Origin of the sequence: Streptomyces sp. NPDC006296 (assembly GCF_040613235.1) — a bacterium.
Taxonomy (GTDB): domain Bacteria; phylum Actinomycetota; class Actinomycetes; order Streptomycetales; family Streptomycetaceae; genus Streptomyces.
The window spans coordinates 18,526-38,436 of record NZ_JBEXRT010000053.1 but is presented as its reverse complement, the minus strand read 5'-3'; the positions used below and the strand labels follow the sequence as shown (position 1 = coordinate 38,436).

General features: G+C 73.1%; 14 protein-coding genes. 2 read left to right on the top strand and 12 right to left on the bottom strand.

Annotation, left to right across the window (positions count from 1 at the left end; translation table 11 throughout):
• Window positions 1–476: 476 nt before the first annotated feature.
• Complete coding sequence (locus tag ABZ172_RS27215) at window positions 477–1,484, bottom strand: stage II sporulation protein M (protein WP_356887489.1); 1,008 nt, start codon at window positions 1,482–1,484, stop codon at window positions 477–479.
• Between the two features lie 118 nt (window positions 1,485–1,602).
• On the opposite strand from ABZ172_RS27215, the gene ABZ172_RS27210 reads away from it, so the two are divergent.
• Window positions 1,603–2,607: an RDD family protein gene (locus ABZ172_RS27210; RefSeq protein ID WP_356887487.1), complete on the top strand. Its 1,005-nt coding sequence runs from the start codon at window positions 1,603–1,605 to the stop codon at window positions 2,605–2,607.
• 485 nt (window positions 2,608–3,092) lie between these two features.
• On the opposite strand, the gene ABZ172_RS27205 is transcribed toward ABZ172_RS27210, so the two are convergent.
• From ABZ172_RS27205 to ABZ172_RS27165, 9 genes are all read right to left on the bottom strand, one after another.
• Complete coding sequence (locus ABZ172_RS27205; RefSeq protein ID WP_356887485.1) at window positions 3,093–3,725, bottom strand: hypothetical protein; 633 nt, start codon at window positions 3,723–3,725, stop codon at window positions 3,093–3,095.
• A 123-nt stretch (window positions 3,726–3,848) separates the two neighbouring features.
• Window positions 3,849–5,306, bottom strand: a complete 1,458-nt coding sequence (ahcY, locus tag ABZ172_RS27200; protein ID WP_356887483.1) for an adenosylhomocysteinase — start codon at window positions 5,304–5,306, stop codon at window positions 3,849–3,851.
• Window positions 5,307–5,568: 262 nt separating this feature from the next.
• A complete protein-coding gene (locus ABZ172_RS27195) occupies window positions 5,569–6,705 on the bottom strand; it encodes a cation diffusion facilitator family transporter (protein ID WP_356887481.1) in 1,137 nt (378 codons plus the stop codon).
• Between the two features lie 87 nt (window positions 6,706–6,792).
• Window positions 6,793–8,031 (bottom strand): mannose-6-phosphate isomerase, class I, encoded by a 1,239-nt coding sequence (gene manA / locus ABZ172_RS27190; RefSeq protein ID WP_356887479.1) that lies wholly within the window; start codon window positions 8,029–8,031, stop codon window positions 6,793–6,795.
• A 56-nt stretch (window positions 8,032–8,087) separates the two neighbouring features.
• A complete protein-coding gene (locus ABZ172_RS27185) occupies window positions 8,088–9,224 on the bottom strand; it encodes an SIS domain-containing protein (RefSeq protein ID WP_356887477.1) in 1,137 nt (378 codons plus the stop codon).
• Between the two features lie 38 nt (window positions 9,225–9,262).
• Window positions 9,263–9,445, bottom strand: a complete 183-nt coding sequence (locus ABZ172_RS27180; RefSeq protein WP_356887475.1) for a Trm112 family protein — start codon at window positions 9,443–9,445, stop codon at window positions 9,263–9,265.
• A gap of 426 nt (window positions 9,446–9,871) precedes the next feature.
• Complete coding sequence (locus ABZ172_RS27175) at window positions 9,872–11,239, bottom strand: phosphomannomutase/phosphoglucomutase (protein WP_356887473.1); 1,368 nt, start codon at window positions 11,237–11,239, stop codon at window positions 9,872–9,874.
• 62 nt (window positions 11,240–11,301) lie between these two features.
• Window positions 11,302–12,918, bottom strand: a complete 1,617-nt coding sequence (locus ABZ172_RS27170) for an L-lactate permease (RefSeq protein WP_356887471.1) — start codon at window positions 12,916–12,918, stop codon at window positions 11,302–11,304.
• Window positions 12,919–13,243: 325 nt separating this feature from the next.
• Window positions 13,244–13,615, bottom strand: a complete 372-nt coding sequence (locus ABZ172_RS27165) for a DUF3499 domain-containing protein (protein ID WP_356887469.1) — start codon at window positions 13,613–13,615, stop codon at window positions 13,244–13,246.
• A 320-nt stretch (window positions 13,616–13,935) separates the two neighbouring features.
• Here ABZ172_RS27165 and ABZ172_RS27160 point away from each other — a divergent pair, with 320 nt between their 5' ends.
• A complete protein-coding gene (locus ABZ172_RS27160) occupies window positions 13,936–14,364 on the top strand; it encodes a metallopeptidase family protein (RefSeq protein ID WP_356887467.1) in 429 nt (142 codons plus the stop codon).
• Window positions 14,365–14,427: 63 nt separating this feature from the next.
• Here the strand turns inward: ABZ172_RS27160 and ABZ172_RS27155 are convergent, their stop codons facing one another.
• Window positions 14,428–15,981, bottom strand: coding sequence for a DUF5719 family protein (locus ABZ172_RS27155; protein WP_356887465.1), 1,554 nt, complete (start codon window positions 15,979–15,981; stop codon window positions 14,428–14,430).
• Window positions 15,978–19,838: a glycosyltransferase gene (locus ABZ172_RS27150; RefSeq protein WP_356887463.1), complete on the bottom strand. Its 3,861-nt coding sequence runs from the start codon at window positions 19,836–19,838 to the stop codon at window positions 15,978–15,980. The genes ABZ172_RS27155 and ABZ172_RS27150 overlap by 4 nt, the downstream gene beginning before the upstream one ends.
• Window positions 19,839–19,911 lie beyond the last annotated feature (73 nt).

The window sequence follows — 19,911 nt, the reverse complement described above, 5'->3', positions numbered from 1 at the left end:
CGGGGCCCTCCGGGCGCTTCCCTTCGTTCTTGCGTTTCCGACTCTATCAGACTCTTTCGCGTCCGATTCCCGGTCGAAGCGGGATCCTGCGGTACCGCTCTATTCGCTTTCCAGTTCTTCGCTTTCGCGTTTCCCTTTCCGGCGAGTCCGACTTTACCAGACTCTTTTCCGTCCCGTTTCCGGTCCGAAGCTGAATCCAGCGGCCTGCGGAGTGGCCTTTGCCTTTCGGCTGACTCGACTTTATCAGAAGCAATCAGGTCGAAATGAATCCGACTGTCTGCTCGAAAGAGAGGAATCGATCGGCCCGGCCAGGATCATGTCCTCTGCACGAGCGAGTTGAACTTTAGACGTCCCCGTCCGAGCTGTCCAGCTCGTTGGAACCGTTAAAATCTACCTCCCCACGCGGACTGTGTCAACAGTTTTTTGTGGGCGACCAGGAGACTAGCAGGCCACGGGCCCTGCACGCACATCGGCACTCAGGCAGCGGCGGGAAGCTCCGCGCTTCTCTCCCCGGCTGCCAGGTCTCCGGTGTCGCCGGCTCGGGCCGCGCGGCCTCCGAGCACGTAGACGTAGGCGAGAAACGCCAGTTCAGCCGCCACACCCAGGGTGATGCGCGCCCAGGTGGGCAGGCCGGACGGCGTGACGAAGCCTTCGATGACACCGGAGACGAACAGCACCAGGGCCAGGCCGATGGCCATGCCCACCGCGGCTCGCCCTCGCTGGGCGAGCGCCGAGCGCCGGGTGCGTGGCCCGGGGTCGATGACGGTCCACCCGAGGCGGAGCCCTGTCCCCGCTGCGACGAAGACGGCCGTGAGTTCGAGCAGTCCGTGCGGCAGGACGAGGCCGAGGAAGGTGTCCAGCCGGCCGGCGGAGGACATGAGTCCGATTCCGACCCCCAGATTGAGCACGTTGACGAAGAGGATCCAGATCACCGGCACACCGAGGAAGGCACCCAGTACGAGACACATGGCTGCCGCCTGAGCGTTGTTCGTCCAGACCTGCGCGGCGAACGACGCGGCCGGATGGCTCGAGTAGTACGTCTCGTACGCGCCGCCGGGGCGGGTCATGGCACGCAGGTCCTCCGGTGCGGCGATCGAGGCCTGCACCTCCGGGTGGGTGCCTATCCACCAGCCGATGAGTGCCGCCAGCAGGGTGGACAGCACTGCCGTGGGTATCCACCAGTGCCGCGACCGGTAGACGGCGGCGGGGAAGCCGGCCGTGAGGAACCGGGCGGCATCGCGCCACGAGGCTCTGCGTGTCCCCGTCACGGTCGAGCGCGCCCGGGCCACGAGCTGGGTGAGGCGGGCGACGATCAGGGGATCGGGAGCGCTGGACCGGATCAGGGACAGGTGCGTGGCGGTGCGCTGGTACAAGGCGACGAGTTCGTCCGCCTCCTCACCGGTGAGGCTCCGCCCTCGGTGCAGGAGATGGTCCAGACGGTCCCACTCGATGCGGTGCGTGGTCACGAAGACGTCGAGGTCCATGGGCGGCGGCTGCTCCAGGCATGGTGCGTACGGGTCCGTACTCCGGCGGTGCGCTGCGGGTCAGCTTGGCAGACTGTGCCCCCGAGGGGCAGTGAAGGGTGGCGAGGGGTGGGTGGCGATGAATGAACTCGTGACCGGGGACGCGGTCGTGCTGGGGTTGCAGCCGGCACGGTTGCCCAGCCGGGCGTTGGCGATCACCATCGATCTCGCGGTGCTCCTGGCGGTCTTCGTGGTGCTCTCCCTCGGCATCGCCGTGGCGAGTGCGACGCTCGACGATGCGGCGACAGCGGCGATCACCGTCGCCTCGTTCCTGCTCGTACTGGTGGGCGGGCCGGTCGCGGTCGAGACGCTCACCCACGGCCGCTCGCTCGGAAAGCTCGCCTGCGGGCTGCGGGTGGTCAGGGACGACGGCGGCCCGATCCGGTTCCGGCACGCACTCGTGCGGGGAGCGATGGGGGCGGTCGAGATCCTGGGGACCTTCGGTGTGGTGGGCTCCATCGCCTCCCTGGTCTCCGCCCGTGGCCGCCGCCTCGGCGACGTGTTCGCCGGCACGCTCGTCGTGCGCGAGCGGGTACCGGCCGGGCGCGCCCCCGGCACGCCGCCGCCTCCCCCCTGGCTCGCGGGACGTTTCGCCCAGCTGGATCTCTCGGGTGTCCCGGACGGTCTGTGGCTGGCGGTCCGGCAGTACCTCACGCGGATGAACCAGCTGGATGCGGCGGTGCGGGAAGCCATGGCCGCGCGGCTGGCCACCGACCTCGCGGCGTGCACCGGAGCTCCGGTGCCGCAGGGGGTGCCCGCGGCCGCCTACCTGGCGGCCGTGGTGAACGAACGCCAGGTACGGGACGTCCGGCGGGTGGCCGCAGCGTCGGGCCGCGGCGGCCAGGACGCGGCGCCCCGGCTCGTACCGGGAGACGAGAAGGGACTCGCCGACCGGTCGCCGGAGTCGCGGCGGGACGAGCCGGGCCCGCCGGGCACGGGCAGGGGCGGCACGGTCATCACAGGCAGAGATCAGGACGCGGCCGGGTTCGGGAACGGCGCGGGGGCCGGCGACCGCGCGGGGGGCGGGGCCGCAGGGGCCGGGGCTGAGGTGCGGACCGCGACGGGATTCGCACCACCTGCCTGAGCGCGGACCGGAGGTGTCCGGCCGTCCCCGCCCTCGGTCGCGCGGCAGCCGCGCTCTGTCCGGCGCAGAGTACGCGGGCGCGGCGGCCGGGTACGTGGCGCGGTCCGCCCTCGCGGTCACGGCACGGGCGACCCGGCTCCGGCTGCTCGCGCCGCAGCTGCCGCACTCCCCGGCGCGGTCCCTCGTAGCCACCGGCGCGCTCCCGGTGCCGTCTGATCCTCGTGGTCCCCCACGCTCCCGGATGCCTTCCCGGCCCGGGCTGTCCGGCGCGGGCCGGGCCGGTCGGACCGGGCGCGGTCTGTGGCGGTCCCGTGCCCCATCTGCGGGCATCGCGCGGTCCGCCCTCCGTGCCACCCGGCTCGACCCCGGACACCGCTCGCCCGCGGGGCGAAACCGCTTCCTCCGGGCAGCCCGGCCCGCCCCGGTCGTGCCGCCGTCCGGCCACGCCTGCCCCAGCCGGTCCCGCCCGTGCCTGTGGGCGCTGCTCAATCCCCGTGCGGCGTCCGGGGCAGGGCCGAGGGCGGGGATTCGAGGTTCTCCAGCTCGATGCCCGGAGCCGCCAGCACCACGTCACCCGCGAGGTGCACGGTGTGCTGCTCGCCGGTGTCCAGGGCGTTGACCTGGTACTGGTCCACGATCAGGGGTCCGTTGTCAGTGGCGTGCGCTTCACTGTTCAGCAGGGACCAGGACTGGTCGACGGTGCGGGGGGCGAGAACCGGGTCCGTGAAGGTGACCACACGGACGCGGGTCGCGGGGGAATCGGGGGTGAGGCGAAGGAGCCGGGCGGTGGCGACGAGGAAGGCGGGGGACGTCCCGGAGAAGGTGTGGGCGCGGACATTGCCCTCGGTGGCGTGCGTGCCGGTGGGATCGGTCCGTACCCAGGTGACCCCGTCGAGGGCGGCACCGCGGATCTGCCAGCTGGCCGCGTGCAGTTCGAGGCGGATGGGGCGGCCGAGCTCGTCCAGTGCCAGATCGAGGGAACCCAGGTGATCGCCCGAGGGCCCGGTCGTCTGGGAGACATAGCGCCAGCCGGACGGGCCGGGCGCGCAGTGGAAGTGTTCTTCACCGAGGGGGGTGTGGTCGTGGACATCATGGAGCGAATAACGGCCGCGGGGCATGGGGTCCTTCGGGTTCCTCGGGCTGTGCGGGTGCGGTACGGGGCAGGCCCCCGACACGGGGGTGCGGGGGCCTGCGCTCGGACCTGCTGCTAGAGCTGCGCCGGCGGTGGGCCGACGGCCCGCTCAGTAACGGTAGAGGTCGGACTTGTACGGGCCCTCGACCGGGACACCGATGTAGTCGGCCTGCTCCTGGCGGAGGGTCGTCAGCTTCACGCCCAGCGCGTCGAGGTGGAGGCGGGCGACCTTCTCGTCCAGGTGCTTCGGCAGCACGTAGACGTCGGTCGGGTACTCCTCGGGCTTGGTGAACAGCTCGATCTGGGCCAGGGTCTGGTCCGCGAAGGAGTTGGACATCACGAACGAGGGGTGACCGGTGGCGTTGCCGAGGTTCAGCAGACGGCCCTCGGAGAGGACGATCAGGACCTTGCCCTCGGCGAACGTCCAGGTGTGGACCTGCGGCTTGACCTCGTCCTTGACGATGCCGTCGATCTTGGCCAGGCCGGCCATGTCGATCTCGTTGTCGAAGTGGCCGATGTTGCCGACGATGGCCTGGTGCTTCATCCGGGCCATGTCGGAGGCCATGATGATGTCCTTGTTGCCCGTCGTGGTGACGAAGATGTCCGCGGTCTCGACCACGTCGTCCAGCGTCGCGACCTGGTAGCCGTCCATCGCGGCCTGCAGGGCGCAGATGGGGTCGATCTCCGTGATGATCACGCGGGCGCCCTGGCCCCGGAGGGACTCCGCGCAGCCCTTGCCGACGTCGCCGTAGCCGCAGACGACGGCGGTCTTGCCACCGATCAGGACGTCGGTGGCGCGGTTGATGCCGTCGATCAGCGAGTGGCGGCAGCCGTACTTGTTGTCGAACTTCGACTTGGTGACCGCGTCGTTGACGTTGATCGCCGGGAACAGGAGGGTGCCGTCGCGGTGCATCTCGTACAGCCGGTGCACGCCGGTGGTGGTCTCCTCGGTGACACCGCGGATCTCGGAGGCCAGCTGGGTCCACTTCTGCGGGGCCTCACCGAGGGTGCGGTTCAGCAGGGTGAGGATGTGGGCGTACTCCTCGCTGTCCGCCGTCGACGGGTCCGGGGCCTCGCCGGCCTTCTCGAACTCGACGCCCTTGTGGACGAGGAGGGTGGCGTCACCACCGTCGTCGAGAATCATGTTCGGGCCGCCGGTGGGCGTGTTGGGCCAGGTCAGAGCCTGCTCCGTGCACCACCAGTACTCCTCCAGGGTCTCGCCCTTCCAGGCGAAGACCGGGACGCCGGCGGGGGCGTCCGGGGTGCCGTTCGGGCCGACCGCGATGGCGGCAGCGGCGTGGTCCTGGGTGGAGAAGATGTTGCAGGAGGCCCAGCGGACCTCGGCGCCCAGGGCGACGAGGGTCTCGATGAGCACCGCGGTCTGCACGGTCATGTGCAGCGAGCCGGTGATCCGGGCGCCGTTCAGCGGCTGCGCTGCGGCGTACTCCTCGCGGATCGACATCAGGCCGGGCATCTCGTGCTCGGCGAGGGTGATCTCCTTGCGCCCGAAGGGGGCGAGGGAGAGGTCGGCGACCTTGTAGTCCTGGCGATTGGCGGCCGTCGTCATATCGGGCTGCTCCTCGTAGTGGGTCGAGGGTGGACTGGCTGGCTCTGCGGCGGCCACGGGCACACGAATGCCCGGGCGATCCGCAGTGCAGTCCGTCGGAGGCCCTCTCTCCCTCGGCCGGCCCGCTCGCGCGAACCGATCGACCGCCATCAGCAGCGACGTCTGGTACTCCCCCGAATCTACACCGAACGGCCCAGTGCGCCCCAGTCCGCCCGGGAGGCGGCATGGGTCACAGGGCCGTTCGGGGCCGATCCTCAGCGGTTCAGTGGCCGGATTCCGTCGGCGTACCGCCGGACGGCGCCGAGCCGTCGGAGGGCGCGCCGCCGTCGGACGGAGTGCTGCCGGAGGGCGCGGTGCCGTCGGCCGACGCGGCCTCGCCGGAAGACGCACCGCCGCCGGGAGACTCGGTGCCGTCGGAGGTCGGGGTGTCGTCCGCGGATCCGGTGCCGCCCGGGACCTTGCCCGGGTTGGCTCCGGCCGCCGCGGCGGCCTCGTCGTAGATGTCGGGTTCGAGGTAGATGACGCGGGCGATCGGAACGGCCTCACGGATCCGGGTCTCGGCGGCGTTGATCGCTTCCGCGACCTCCGCGGCGGTCTCCTCGGCGCGTACCGCGATCTTGGCCGCCACCAGCAGTTCCTCAGGACCGAGGTGGAGCGTGCGCATGTGGATGATGCGGGTCACGGTGTCGCCGTCGACCACCGAGGCCCGGATCTTGTCCACGTCCTCGATGCCGGCCGCCTCACCGAGCAGCAGCGACTTCGTCTCGGCGGCGAGCACGATCGCGATGACGATCAGCAGGATGCCGATGCACAGGGTGCCGATGCCGTCCCAGACCCCGTTGCCGGTGCCCAGGGCCAGACCGACGCCACCGAGGGCCAGGACCAGGCCGACGAGCGCGCCGAAGTCCTCTAGGAGGACGACCGGGAGCTCGGGAGCCTTGGCGCGGCGGACGAACTGGGTCCAGGTCAGCTTGCCGCGGGTCTGGTTGGACTCCGCGATGGCCGTACGGAAGGAGAAGCCCTCGGCGATGATCGCGAAGACCAGCACGCCGACCGGCCAGTACCAGGCCTCGATCGCGTGCGGGTGCTTGATCTTCTCGTAGCCCTCGTAGACGGCGAACATCCCGCCGACGGAGAACAGCACGATCGAGACGAGGAAGGCGTAGATGTAACGCTCGCGCCCGTATCCGAAGGGGTGCTGCGGGGTCGCTTCTCGCTTGGCCTTCTTGCCGCCGAGCAGCAGGAGTCCCTGGTTGCCCGAGTCCGCCAGCGAGTGGACGCTCTCCGCCAGCATCGACGACGAGCCGCTGAAGAGGAACGCCACGAATTTGGCCACTGCGATCGCGAGGTTGGCGGCTAGTGCCGCCACGATCGCCTTGGTTCCGCCTGACGCGCTCATGGGTGCCTGGTGTCCCTTCCTCGGTGCTGCGGCACGGGCGCCGCGTTACGGCCGGACATTGTTGCAGCCGTCGGTGACGGCGGTACGTCAGACCACCACGGTCGCGCGGAAGAGTGTTCCCGTACCGGTGAGTTCGACTGTTTCGTCCGCCGGGACGAACACCGATTCGCCGGGTGCGAGGCCGATCCCACCCACCTGCGGGGTGCCGGCCGTGCAGAGCAGGATCTGCGGGGTGACGGCCGTCAGGTCCACCGGGGCGGCGCCGGGCGGCAGGACGTAGCGCGACAGCCGGAACTCGTCGACGGGTGTCTCGTACAGTTCCTCGCCGCTGGGGGCCGCCTCGGGGCGCAGGATCGCCGGCTCGGTGGGCTCGAAGCGGACGATGCGCAGCAGTTCGGGTACGTCTATGTGCTTGGGGGTCAGGCCGCAGCGCAGCACGTTGTCGGAGTTGGCCATGATCTCGACGCCCAGGCCGCCGAGGTAGGCGTGCGGCACCCCCGCACCGAGGAACATGGCCTCGCCGGGCTGGAGTTGTACGTGGTTCAGCAGCATGGCCGCGATGACGCCCGGGTCGCCGGGGTAGTGGTGGGCGATCTGGGCGTACGGGGCGTGTGCGCCGCCGAGCCGTTCCGCGGCCTCGGCCGCCTCGGCGGCCGTGTGCGCCATCTCGTCCGGGTCCGCGGTGAGGATGGCGGTGAGGACCTCGCGCAGGGCCCCGTCCTCGGGGAGGGCGCGCAGCAGGTCCACGTAGGGCTTGAGGGAGTCGACGCCGAGGGCTGCGAGCAGATCGGCGGCCTCGGCGGGCCTGCGGAAGCCGCAGAGCCCGTCGAAGGGCGTGAGGGCGCAGATCAGTTCGGGCTTGTGGTTGGCGTCCTTGTAGGTGCGGTGGGGCGCGTCGGCGGGGACGCCCCGGCGCTCCTCGTCCGCGTAGCCCTGCTGCGCCTGTGCGAGGTCGGGGTGGACCTGGAGGGACAGGGGGGCGCCGGCCGCGAGCAGCTTGAGCAGGAAGGGGAGCCGGGGGCCGAAGGCGCGTACGGCGGCGGGGCCGAGTTCGCGTTCGGGATCGGCCTCGATGACGTCGGTGAGGGACTGCTCGCCCGCCCCGGAGGCCGTTCCGGCGCCCGCCACAGAAGCCGTCGCGGAGGCCGTTCCGGAGCGTGCGGTGTCCGGCGCTGCGGGGCGGGTCAGGCGGGACGGGGCTCCCGGGTGGGCGCCCATCCACATCTCGGCCTGCGGTTCGCCGGTCGGGGCCGTGCCGAGCAGCTCGGGTATGGCCGTGGTGGAGCCCCAGGCGTAGGGGCGCACGGTGTTGGAGAGCCGGTCCATGGAGATGTGTCCTCGTGGGGTGCGCGGGGGCGTGGCCGCCCCGGGGATGCGGGCCGTCAGGCCCGGTGGTCGGAGGCCAGGGAGGCGTAGACGGCGGCGAAGTCGGTGACGGCGAGGAGTTCGGCGAGGGCTTCGAGCTGGCTGCCCTCCTCCGGTTCGAGTTCGCTGATGGCCGTGTCGTGGCTGAGGGCCAGTTCACGGGCGGCCGGGGCGGCCGTCAGACCACCGGTCGGGCGGTCGCGGAGGAGGACGACGCGGGCCCGCATCGCCTCGGGTTCGTCCACCCGGTCCCGGAAGAAGTCGTCGGGGTCGGCGCCCGCGGCGAACGCTCCGGCGAGCAGTCCGCCGTGGGAGGGCAGCGCTTCGGGCAGCTCGGCCACGAGGGCCGGCCGGCCGGCGAGCTCGGCCAGGACGGCGGCGAACCGGCGGCCGACAGGGCCCGCCGCTTCCCCTTCCGTCCAGAGCAGGGGCAGGCTGTCGGCGAGTTCCGAGGCGAGGGTCTTGGCCGGGTTGCTGTAGGTGGCGATGGCGGGTCCGCAGCGTTCGGCGGTGCGGTCGAGCCGGTCGGCGACCTTCTGCAGCATGTCCGGGGGCGCGTCGATCAGGCCCACCCGGTCCAGGAGCACGAGCAGCGGGGTGAGCAGCGCCCAGAGCGTGCCGGGGCCGGCCGCCGAGGTCTCGGCGTCGTACTCGCCGTGCGGGGCGGCCGCCATGGGGACGACGAGTCCGTGGACCCCGTCGACGGCTTCGCGCAGGGGGGACCGGACGGGCGCGACGGCGACGACCGTGCAGCCGCGGCGGTAGGCCTGGTCGGCGAGGAGCGCGAGTCCGGGTTCCGATCCGTCGGCCGTGGCGATGAGCAGCAGGTCCACCGACCCCGCCCATCCCGGCAGCGTCCAGCGCAGCGCTCCGGCGGCCGCGGCGACCCCGGTGGGGTGGATCGGGATGACGGGGGCGGAGGCTCCCGCCAGGGCGCCGACCAGGTCGGCGACGCCGGCCGCCGCGGTACCGGGGCCCGCGACGAGGACGGCGCGAGGCCGTCCCTCGGGGGCCAGGGCACCGACTCCGGCCTCGGCGGCGTGCCGGGCGGCCGTGCGGACGCGGGCCCCGGCCTCGGCGGCACCGCGCAGCAGACCCCGGCGGTCCGCTCGGGCCAGGGCGTCCGGTGCGTCGAGCAACGACTCGTCGAGCATGTGGTGGGCCTCCGATCGACGTGCTGATCAGGTGCGGGTCAGGCGGGGCGGCGGGCCTCGTCGACGAGGAGCACCGGGATGCCGTCCCGGACCGGGTAGGCGAGACCGCAGTCCGCGCCGGTGCAGACCAGCTCGGGGGTCTCGGCCGCGGACCGGTCGTCGAGCCCTGCGTGGCAGGCCGGGCAGGCGAGGATCTCCAGGAGGCCGGCTTCGAGCGGCATGGGGTGGGTCCCTTCAGGCATGCGGTGCGGTTCCGGTCCGGACCCGGTTCGGGTCCCCCGGAGCTCGGGGCGTGGTCAGCCTACCGCCGGGCCGAGAGGGTCGCGGCCCGGCGGACCGGCTCCCACGGGCCATGCGTCGGGCCGGGTGCCCACGACGTACGGTGGCGCACCGTGGGACGCACGGCGGTGCCGTGAGCGACGGGCCCGCGGGATGCGGGTGCTCGTCCCGTCCTGCGCGTGCCCCGGCACGGACCCGGCCACGCACCCGGGACGGGGCGCGCGCAGCCCGCACCACCGGTCACGCACCCAGGACGCGCCCGAGCATCCCCACCCCCACCGGCCACACACCCGGCACAGGCGCCAGCACGGCCCGCACCCCGGTCACGCCCGCCGAACAGGCGCGAGCACCGTCCGCCCCCGCGCCGGTCAGGCGCGGACGACGGCGAGGACCTCGTCGCGGACGGCCGCCATCGTGCGCTTGTCCCGGGCCTCGACGTTCAGGCGCAGCAGCGGCTCGGTGTTCGAGGCCCGGAGGTTGAACCACCAGTCGGGCCCGGTCACCGTCAGTCCGTCGAGCTCGTCGAACCGCACGTCGTCGCGGCCGCCGTAGGCCGACCTGATCGCGGCGAGCCGGCCCGCCTGGTCGGCCACGGTGGAGTTGATCTCGCCGGAGCCCTGGTAGCGGTCGTACCGGTCGAGGAGGCCGGAGAGCGGGCCGTCCTGCCCGCCGAGTGCGGCCAGCACGTGGAGGGCGGCGAGCATTCCGGTGTCGGCGTTCCAGAAGTCGCGGAAGTAGTAGTGCGCCGAGTGCTCGCCCCCGAAGATCGCGCCGTGCGCGGCCATCTCCGCCTTGATGAAGGAGTGGCCGACGCGGGTGCGGACGGGGGTGCCGCCGTTCTCGCGGACCACCTCGGGGACGGACCAGGAGGTGATCAGGTTGTGGATGACGGTGCCCTCGCCGCCGTTGCGTGCCAGCTCCCGGGCGGCCACCAGGGCCGTGATCGCGGAGGGGGAGACGCCTTCGCCGCGCTCGTCGACGACGAAGCAGCGGTCCGCGTCACCGTCGAAGGCGAGGCCGAGGTCGGCGCCCTCGGCGAGGACGCGGGCCTGGAGGTCGACGATGTTCTTCGGGTCGAGGGGGTTGGCCTCGTGGTGGGGGAAGGTGCCGTCGAGCTCGAAGTACATCGGGACGAGGTCCACGGGCAGCCCCGCGAAGACGGTGGGGACGGTGTGGCCGCCCATGCCGTTCCCGGCGTCCACGACGACCTTGAGGGGCCGGATCCCGTCGAGGTCGACGAGGCCCAGCAGGTGGGTGGCGTAGCCGGCGAGCGTGTCGCGTTCGGTGACCGTGCCCGGGGTGGCGGCGGTGGAGGCGGGGAGGCCGTGGTCCGACCACTGCTCGACGAGGGTGCGGATCTCGGTCAGGCCGGTGTCCTGGCCGACGGGCGCAGCCCCGGCGCGGCACAGCTTGATGCCGTTGTACCGCGCCGGGTTGTGCGAGGCCGTGAACATGGAGCCGGGCAGGTCCAGCGCCCCGGACGCGTAGTACAGCTGGTCCGTGGAGCAGAGCCCGATGAGGGTGACGTCGGCGCCGCGTGCCGTGGCGCCCCGGGCGAAGGCGGCGGCCAGGCCGGGCGAGGACGGTCGCATGTCGTGGCCGATCACGATCGCGTCCGCCGCGGTGACCTGGACGAAGGCGGCGCCGAACAGCTCGGCGAGCGACTCGTCCCACTGGTCGGGCACGACTCCGCGCACGTCGTACGCCTTCACGAGCTGCGACAGGTCAGCAACCACGGCCGGTCCTCCTGGGGGTCTGTGCGGACCGCCCAAACTACCCGGCGGTGGCGGACCTCGGCTCAGGGGAGCATCCAGCTCAGCAGTGGCGTGCTCTGGGCCGTCACGACCAGGCACATCACCAGCAGCAGACCGAGGCTCCAGGGGAGGACCTTGCGCAGCAGATCGCCCTCGCGCCCGGCGAGACCGACGGCCGCGCAGGCGATCGTCAGGTTCTGCGGGGAGATCATCTTGCCCAGCACCCCGCCGGAGCTGTTGGCGGCGGCGAGGAGTTCCGGGGAGAGGCCGGACTCCCGCGCGGCGGACACCTGGAGGGCGCCGAAGAGGGCGTTGGCCGAGGTGTCGGAACCGGAGACGGCGACTCCGAACCAGCCGAGGACCGGGGAGAGGAAGGCGAGTCCGGCGCCCGCCGCCGCGACGGACTGGCCGATGGTGGCGGCCTGTCCGGAGAGGTTCATGACGTAGGCGAGGGCGAGGACGGAGGTCACGGTGAGGATGGCGTACCGGAGTTCGTGCACGGTGGCCAGCCACTCGCGGGCCGCCGCCCCGGCCCGTACGCCGATCACGACGGCGGTGATCAGGCCGGCGAGCAGCACGAGGGTGCCGCCGGTGCCGAGGAGCGGGAGGGAGAAGACGTTGGCACCGACCGGTTCACCGTCGGGGCCGGCGACGTCGAGGAACGGCCAGTCGAAGACCTGCGTCGCCTCGGCCAGCAGCCGTTTGACGGGCGGGATCTGGGCGATCGAGAAGACGGCGACGATCAGCGCGTAGGGGGCGTAGGCGCGCAGCACCTCGCGGCGCGGGTCCTCCTGGTCGAGGTCCTCGGTGCGGACGCCGGTGAGCACGGCCGCGCGGACGGACTCGTCGGCGGGCCTGCGGGCGGCGGGGACGGCGATCAGCGCGCCCGCGCCGACGAGGGCCGCGGCGATGTCGGCGAGCTGGGCGGAGAGGAAGTTGGAGGCGGCGAACTGCGCGACGGCGAAGGCCACTCCGCAGACGAGTGCGGGGGCCCAGGTCTCCCGCAGCCCGCGCCTGCCGTCGACGAGGAAGACGAGGATCAGCGGGACGACGAGGGCGAGCAGCGGGGTCTGCCGGCCGACGACGGTGGCGACGTCGTCCAGCGGCAGGCCGGTGACCTGAGCGAGTGTCACCACCGGTGTGCCCATGGCGCCGAAGGCGACGGGCGCGGTGTTGGCGACCAGGGAGACGACGGCCGCCTTCACCGGGTCGAAGCCGAGCGCGACGAGCATGACCGAGCAGATCGCGACGGGTGCGCCGAAGCCCGCCAGCGCCTCCAGGAGCGCCCCGAAACAGAAGGCGATGACCAGCGCCTGGATGCGGGGGTCGTCGGAGACCCGGCCGAAGGAGCGCCGCAGCACGTCGAAGTGCGCGGTGCGGACGGTCATCCGGTACACCCAGAGGGCGTTGACGACGATCCACATGATGGGGAACAGCCCGAAGAGCACACCCTGCGCCCCTGCGGACAGGGTCTGCCCGAGGGGCATGGCGAAGGCCAGCCAGCCGACGAGCACGGCGACGGCGAGCCCGATGAGTCCGGCCCGGTGCGCCTTCATCCGGACGGCACCGAGCAGGACGAGAACGGTCACCAGTGGCAAGGAAGCGACAAGAGCGGACAGGGCGAGCGAATCGGCTACGGGTTCGAGTTGCTGGACAAACACACAGACCTCCCCGGATTCCGTGATGCGGAAGCGATCTCTCACGGGTGGGGGAATGGTCGTGTCCGCGACAAGCCGCCGTCAATGCTCCGCACCGGAAAACTTCCCCCGGCCGGACGGGACGGGTGCGACGAGCGGGACGGGCGAAACGGAGTGGGTGCCAGGACCCGGGGAACGCAGGGCCCTGATCGGAGAAGGGGTGTCAGGACTCCGGGGCGCAGGACCTGATCCGAGAAGGCACGTCAGAACCCCGGGCAGCGCAGCACCCTGGACGGAGAAGGGGCGTCAGGAATCCGGGCAGCGCAGCACCCTGCCCCGAGAAGAGGTGTCAGGACTCCGGGGAACGCAGCACCCTGAGATGACCGCGGCGCGCGACCTCCACCGGGTCCGCCGCCCGCGGTCCCCGGCCACCCTGCGGGCGGTCCTGCGGACGGGCCGCCTCACGCACGGCGTTGGCCAGCGCTTCGAGGTCGTCACCGCTGGGACGGGTGGGAGCCGAGGGGTCGGAGAGCCGGACGACCTCCCAGCCGCGCGGCGCGGTGAGCCGCTCACCGTGCTCGGCACAGAGGTCGTAGCAGTGGGGCTCGGCGTAGGTGGCGAGCGGGCCGAGGACCGCGGTCGAGTCGGCATAGACGTACGTCAGTGTCGCGACGGCGGGACGGCCGCACGCGGTGCGCGAACAGCGACGTACAGGGCTCACGATGTTGGACGGTACCGCACTCTTGAGCGGGCTGCGACGACTCTCCCCAGCTCACCCCCTCGTGTCGCCCCGCGGACCGGTCCGCACGGACCCGTCGTGCAACCGCTGTGACCTGCACGGCAGTCGGTGTGCGCAGGCCCTGCGGGGCCGGTCGCGGGCACCGGGAAGAACATCGGTGGTCACCGGGCGAAGGGGTCTCGATCGGAGCAAGGACCGAAAGGGCACACATTCCTGGCCCGAATGTTCAGCCCGGGTCATCCGGCGGGCCGTACGCGCAGTCGTGATCGTCCCGCCCCGGGGAGGGTTACGCTGCGTCGGTGATGGACAGTCCCGTACCGCCCCACCCGCCCGAGCCCCGGCCCCGCCGCCGTGACCGCCACGGCCGCGGTATGCGCGGCCCGGTCGCGCCGCCCCAGGTACCGCTGTCCGTGAGCAGGTCCGAGAGCTTCCGCGACCTCGTCCAGGACTCGGTGGAGCGGCTGGAGCGGCGCTGGCCGCAGCTGGCGGACGTCGACTTCCTGGTCCTCGACGTGCCGGACGCGCTGGAGGACACTGTGCCGCTGGGCCGCGCGCTGCCCGCCGCGAAGGGGCGGCCGGCACAGATCGTCGTCTACCGGCGGCCCGTCGAGATCCGCACCAAGAGCCGCGACGAGCGCGCACTGCTGGTGCACGAGGTCGTGGTGGAGCAGGTGGCGGAGCTGCTGGGCCTCTCCCCCGACTCGGTCGACCCGCGCTACGGGCAGGACTGAGCCACCCGCAGCGCGCCGACCTCGGGCATCAGCCGTCCGTCGTCAGCCGTCCGTCGTCCGTCGTCAGTCGTCCAGGACCTTGAGGTCCTGCTCCGCGGCGGGCACCTCGACCGTGCCGCCGTCGTCCGGCAGGGTCTGCACGGTGAACATGTCGACCCCGCTCTCCTGCAGCGTCAGGGTGCGGGCGGCGTGCACCGGTCCGCCCGACTCCGTCTGCACCGTCAGGGCGTAGCCGCCCTTGAGACCGGCCGGAACCTCGGGATCGACCTGGAGGGTCGTACCGCCCTTGACCGTGTACGTCTTGACGGTGGCCTCGCCGCCCCCGCTGCCCGCCGAGGCCGTGACCTTGACCTCGGCCGTCTCGCCCGGGGCGGTCAGGGAGAGCACCGAGCCCTTCGCCCGGTTGTCGGCGACCGTCGCGCGTTCGCCCACCGGGCCGGTGGCCGGGATGAACGCGATCTCCTGCTTGGCGCCGGTGCCGCGCACCACGCGCAGCGCGGCGACCACCGGAGTGGTGCTGCCGCCGACGGGGGTCAGCCGGAGCGAACCGGGCTCGCCCCGCGTGACGTCCTTCAGGTCGACACTCGCGGTCATCCGGGACTTGATGTGCAGGGTGGCGTTCCCGGCCGGGGAGAACGTCGCGTTCTTGCCCATGAGCTGCACCTTCACATCGGCGTCGTCCTCCCCGGGCGCGAAGGCGACCAGGCGCACGGAGGTGGCGTCGGCCGGGATGCCCGGCATGATCTGGGTGCTCGCCGGGTCGTCGGAGGCGGCCAGCCAGTCGCTGCCCACCCCGTCCGCGGCCGCGCTCACGACCGCGCCGACGCGCCCCGACCGGGTGGTGACGTGGACGGTCAGGTTCTCGGCGGCCTCGTCGGTCAGCGTCGAGAGCAGCAGGGGGACGCTGGACCTCGCCGGGACGGTGATGCCCTCCCCGACATCGGACTTGAGGGCGCCCTCGGCGCCGTACAGCTCGATGTCGGCGACGGCGGCGGTGTCGTCGGGGTTGGTCAGGTGGACGTAGTCCTGGCGGGACGCCCCGGTGCTCGCACCGGGGAACCAGAAGTCCGTGTCGGGGGCGGTGCAGCTGACACCGAGCAGGCCGCGGGCCCCGCCCGCGGAGGTCACCGTGGTCTGCTGCGCGGCCCAGCCGGGGGCGAACCCGCCGGTGGCGGTGCCGATCAGCGCGGGGGCGTCGGACTTGGAGGTGTCGGCGGTGGACGGCTTCCCGAGGTCCTTGAGCGAGAGGACGGGCTTGGCGTCCGCGGTCTTCTCCCGGTCGGCGCCGTCCGCCTTGTCGCCGTCCTTGCCGTCGGTCTTGTCCGCGTCGTCGGCCGGCGCGTCCTCGTCCGCGGGAAGGGCCTCGGCAGGCGTCAGCTCGGCCGCACCGGCCTCCCCGCCGCCCTCCCCCGCCGGGGTGAAGGAGGTGTACGTCGTCTCCGCCAGATCGGAGGTGCTCGGCGCCGGGCAGAGGAGGCTGGAGCGCTCGACGGGGAGCCGGGCGGCCGCCTTCGCCTCCGTCACACCCTCGTCGCCGGGCGCGTTGAGCGCGGCGAAACCGGTGACGGCGGCGAGGGCGACGACGCCCGCGATGAGGGACAGGGGGGTGGACTTCACTCGGACTCGCCTCGCGATGCGTTGCCGTTGCCGTTGCCGTTGCCGTTCGGCCATGGGCCCTGGCCCGGGGTCGTGTTCTCGTCGTACCCGTCACGCCCGTCGTACGGGGCCGCTTCGCCCGGCCCCGTGGCGTAGGGCTGCTGCTGGGCGTAGCCGTACGGGTCGTAGGCGGCCTGCTGCTGGTACGGGTCCTGCTCGTAGGGATCCTGGTAGTACTGCCCGCCCTGGTACGCGGTGTAGTCGGCGCCCTGGTACTGCTGGGCGTCCCACTCCCCGTAGTTCTGCTGCGGCACCGCGGCGTAGGTGCCGGTGCCGTCCTGGTCCGCCGGGACCGCCGCATAGGTGCCGGTGCCGTCCTGGTCCGCCGGGACCGCCGCATAGGTGGCGGTGCCGTCCTGGTCGGCGGGGATCGCCGCGTACGAGGCGGTGCCGTCCTGGTCGGCCGGGACCGCGTAGGGGTCGGTGTTCTGCTGCGCCGGGACGTACTGCCCCGGTGCCTGCTCAGGGGTGCCGGGAGCGGCCTCGTCGTACCCGGGTGCCGTGCCGTCCGCCGGAGCCGTGGGGTCCTCGCCCGTCGCGGCGGCCTCGGCCTGGGCGGCCGCACGCAGCCTGCGGGCCCGGCGCCCCTCCCCGGCGACCGGTTCCGCCGGAACGGCCTCGGTCTCCTCGGGCAGGTCGTCGTCGACGTCCCGGCGGCGGCCCGGCAGGGCCAGGACCACGAGGACGATGCCGAGGGCCACCTGCGTCCAGACCCACGCGGTGTGGGTGAGGGGGGCCTCGTACGTCAGGTCCAGGGTGCCGCCCTCGGAGGGCAGGTCGAAGCCCTGCGCCCAGCCGTCCACCGTCTTCGGGGTCAGCGCCCGGCCGTTGAGCGTGGCCTGCCAGCCCGGGTCGGCGGCGTCGGCGACGCGCAGCACGCGGCCCGTGTCGCCTTCCGGGATCTTCGTGTGCGCCTCGACGGGCAGCGAGCCGACGGGCACCGGCTCGGCGCCCTTGCCGGAGGGCACGATCGCGAGCCGGGAGACCTGGCGGTCGACCCGCCACAGGGCGCTCCCGTCCAGCTGGCTGAGCCGGCTCAGGCCCGGGGTCGAGTCCAGGACCCGGCTCATCTGCCGGGGTGCCCCGTCGCGCACGAGGACGTAGCGGATCGCGAAGCCGCTGAGCTGGCTCCCCTGGTCGGCGCCGGAGCCCGCGACCAGGTTGGCGACGACCTTGTCGAGGTGGCTGTTGCTGCCGCCCGCCTCGGTCAGCTCGGCGTCGCCCAGCCGGGCGCCGGAGCCGCGGACGAGGCTGTAGGAGACGGCGGCAGGCGAGGTGCCCCCGAGGACCAGGGTGCGCGCCTGGTCACGGGTGCTGCTCTCCTCCGCGACGAACGCGGGCACCTGGACGGGGTCGCGGCGTTCGACCGGTCCGGCCGCGCCGCCGATCATCCAGCCCGCCGCGGCCAGGACGGGCGCGAGCCCGGCGGCCAGGGCGATCAGCGCGGCGACCGGCTGGCGCCAGCCGAAGCTCAGCGCGGCGACCCGGACCCGGGCGCCGTCGGCCCCGAGCAGTGCGGCGGTCAGCAGCGCGATGCCGTAGACGAGGGTGGCGGGTCCCGCCCAGGTGGAGCCGTTGGAGAGCGCGGCGAAGAGCAGCGAGACCAGCACCACGACCCAGGCGGTGCGGATCGCGAACTGCCGCTCCCCGCGCAGGAGCGCGGCCAGCGCCGCCAGCACGATGCCCAGCAGCAGGACGCCGCCCGCCGCCTTGGGGCCGCCGGGGCTGATGGCGAGCAGGTCGAGTGCGGACGCGGTGCCCGTGCCGAGGTCGAGTCCGGCCTCCTTCAGGAAGCCGGACGGCTCGGCCAGCAGGGACAGCGACCAGGGTGCGAGGACCAGGATCGGGGTCCCGGCGGTGGCCAGGAAGCGCAGTCCGTAGGCGGCGGCGTCGCGCCGCCGCAGCACGAGCACCCCGATGCCCAGGACCACCGCGAGCGGCCAGACCACCGGGGTGAAGGCGGTCGTGAAGGTGAGCAGGAGGGTGTACGCCCAGGTCGCGCGCCAGCTGCCGCGTGCCGTGGAGCCGTCGCCCCGCAGCCCGTGCGCGGCGACGGCGGCGCGGGCGATCAGCGGCAGCAGGACGGCCAGCACCGCGGTGCCGACCCGTCCGGTGGCGAGCGCTCCGGTGGCGGCGGGCAGGAAGGCGTACGCGACGCTCGCCCAGGCCCGCAGCAGCCGGGACTCGATCAGCGGCCGGGAGGCGAAGTACGCGGTGAGGCCGGCGAGCGGGACCGAGCAGACCAGCAGGAGGGTCAGCGCGAAGCCCGTGGAGCCGAGGAACAGCGCGGACAGGGCGGCGAGCACCCCGAGGTAGGGCGGTGCGGACTGGGTGCCGCCCGTACCGACCGTGTGCCAGCCGTCCGCGTAGCGCCCCCAGAGGTCGGAGACGTCGGCGGGGGCGGGCAGCAGCGCGCCGCCCGCGAGGGCGCCGCCGCCGAGCAGTCCGCGGCAGGCGACCAGGGAGACGAGAAGGAGGAGGGCGAAGAGCACGGGACCGGGCTTGCGCCCGACCTTCTTGAGCCGGGCGAACTGTTCGACCTCCAGGAAGTCGGCGTCGTCACCGCCCGGGCCCGACTCGACCGCCCCGTGCCGGGAACCACCGGCTTCGGATTCGGCGCGGTTGCCGAAGTTGCCCGCCACCTGCTCGACGGTGGCGCGGACCGTCGCCCCGGGCGGCGGGAAGAGCGACCTCAGGTCGGCCGCGTCCACCTCTCCCTTGCCGCGCGCACGGCGGGCGGCGATGATCCGCCCGGGGCGCAGCAGGGTGCCGAAGAGCCCGGCGACCTCGTCGAGCGCCTGTCCCGGCACCTTGCCGACGAGGTAGGCGAGGGTGCGGAGCAGGGTGCCGACGAGGAGGCGGAGCAGGGCCCACGGGAGCTGCTTGCCGCGGGCGTTGACCAGCATCGTGTAGACGGCGCCGGCCTTGTCGACCCGGTGCGGGCTGGCGACGGACCGTCCGGCGCAGTCGATGGGGCGCCGTTCCCTGGCGGACGCCTCGGCGTGCCGGAGGACGGCGTCGGGGGCGACGAGCACCCGGTGGCCGGCCATGTGGGCACGCCAGCAGAGGTCCACGTCGTCGCGCATCAGAGGGAGCCTGCGGTCGAACCCGCCGAGCTCCTCCCAGACGTCGCGGCGCACCAGCATGCCCGCGGACGAGACGGAGAGCACCGTACGCACCTGGTCGTGCTGGCCCTGGTCCTGCTCCCGGCGGTCCAGTCCGGTCCAGCGGCGTCCGCTGTTCGCGATGGAGACGCCGACTTCCAGGAGCTGCTTGCGGTCGTACCAGCCGCGGAGCTTGGGGCCGACGATCACCGCGTGCCGGTCGTTGTCGACGACGCGGAGCATCTCGGCGAGCGCGTCCGGCTCGGGGGCGCTGTCGTCGTGCAGCAGCCAGAGCCACTGGACGGGTTCGCCGTGCGGGAGCTCCGGCAGGTCGTAGGCGTCGTCCCGCCAGGTGCGGGTGACCGGGTCCCAGCCGCTGGGGCGCTTCAGGTAGGGCAGGTCCTCGGGGGTCAGGACGCCTGCCGTGCGGACGGCCTCGTCGACGGCGGTGCCGAAGCTCGTGCGCCGTGCCAGGTGGAGGACGTGCTCGTCGCCGAGCGCCTCGGCCACCAGGCGGGCGGAGTCGTCGGCGCTGCCGGTGTCGGCGGCGACGGCGTTCTGGACGGGGCGCTCCTGCCCGAGCAGTCCGCCGAGCACGTGGGGCAGCCAGCGTGCTCCGTCGTGGGAGACGAGCACGGCGGTGACGACGTGCCGGGGGAACTCGGGGGCGGCGGCGGCCGCGTTCGGCGCCGCCGTGTGGCTGTGCACGGACATCGGGGTTCGGGCCCTCCGGCCGGGTCCGGAGGGGGTTCCCCCGGGGGCTGCATCGGTGTACACGCGCGCCCCG

Excerpts from the sequence above, each read along its gene's own strand:
- ABZ172_RS27215 (WP_356887489.1), bottom strand. The coding sequence starts at position 1,484 with ATGGACCTCGACGTCTTCGTGACCACGCACCGCATCGAGTGGGACCGT.
- ABZ172_RS27210 (WP_356887487.1), top strand. The coding sequence starts at position 1,603 with ATGAATGAACTCGTGACCGGGGACGCGGTCGTGCTGGGGTTGCAGCCG.
- ABZ172_RS27205 (WP_356887485.1), bottom strand. The coding sequence starts at position 3,725 with ATGCCCCGCGGCCGTTATTCGCTCCATGATGTCCACGACCACACCCCC.
- ahcY (WP_356887483.1), bottom strand. The coding sequence starts at position 5,306 with ATGACGACGGCCGCCAATCGCCAGGACTACAAGGTCGCCGACCTCTCC.
- ABZ172_RS27195 (WP_356887481.1), bottom strand. The coding sequence starts at position 6,705 with ATGAGCGCGTCAGGCGGAACCAAGGCGATCGTGGCGGCACTAGCCGCC.
- manA (WP_356887479.1), bottom strand. The coding sequence starts at position 8,031 with ATGGACCGGCTCTCCAACACCGTGCGCCCCTACGCCTGGGGCTCCACC.
- ABZ172_RS27185 (WP_356887477.1), bottom strand. The coding sequence starts at position 9,224 with ATGCTCGACGAGTCGTTGCTCGACGCACCGGACGCCCTGGCCCGAGCG.
- ABZ172_RS27180 (WP_356887475.1), bottom strand. The coding sequence starts at position 9,445 with ATGCCGCTCGAAGCCGGCCTCCTGGAGATCCTCGCCTGCCCGGCCTGC.
- ABZ172_RS27160 (WP_356887467.1), top strand. The coding sequence starts at position 13,936 with ATGGACAGTCCCGTACCGCCCCACCCGCCCGAGCCCCGGCCCCGCCGC.
- ABZ172_RS27150 (WP_356887463.1), bottom strand. The coding sequence starts at position 19,838 with ATGTCCGTGCACAGCCACACGGCGGCGCCGAACGCGGCCGCCGCCGCC.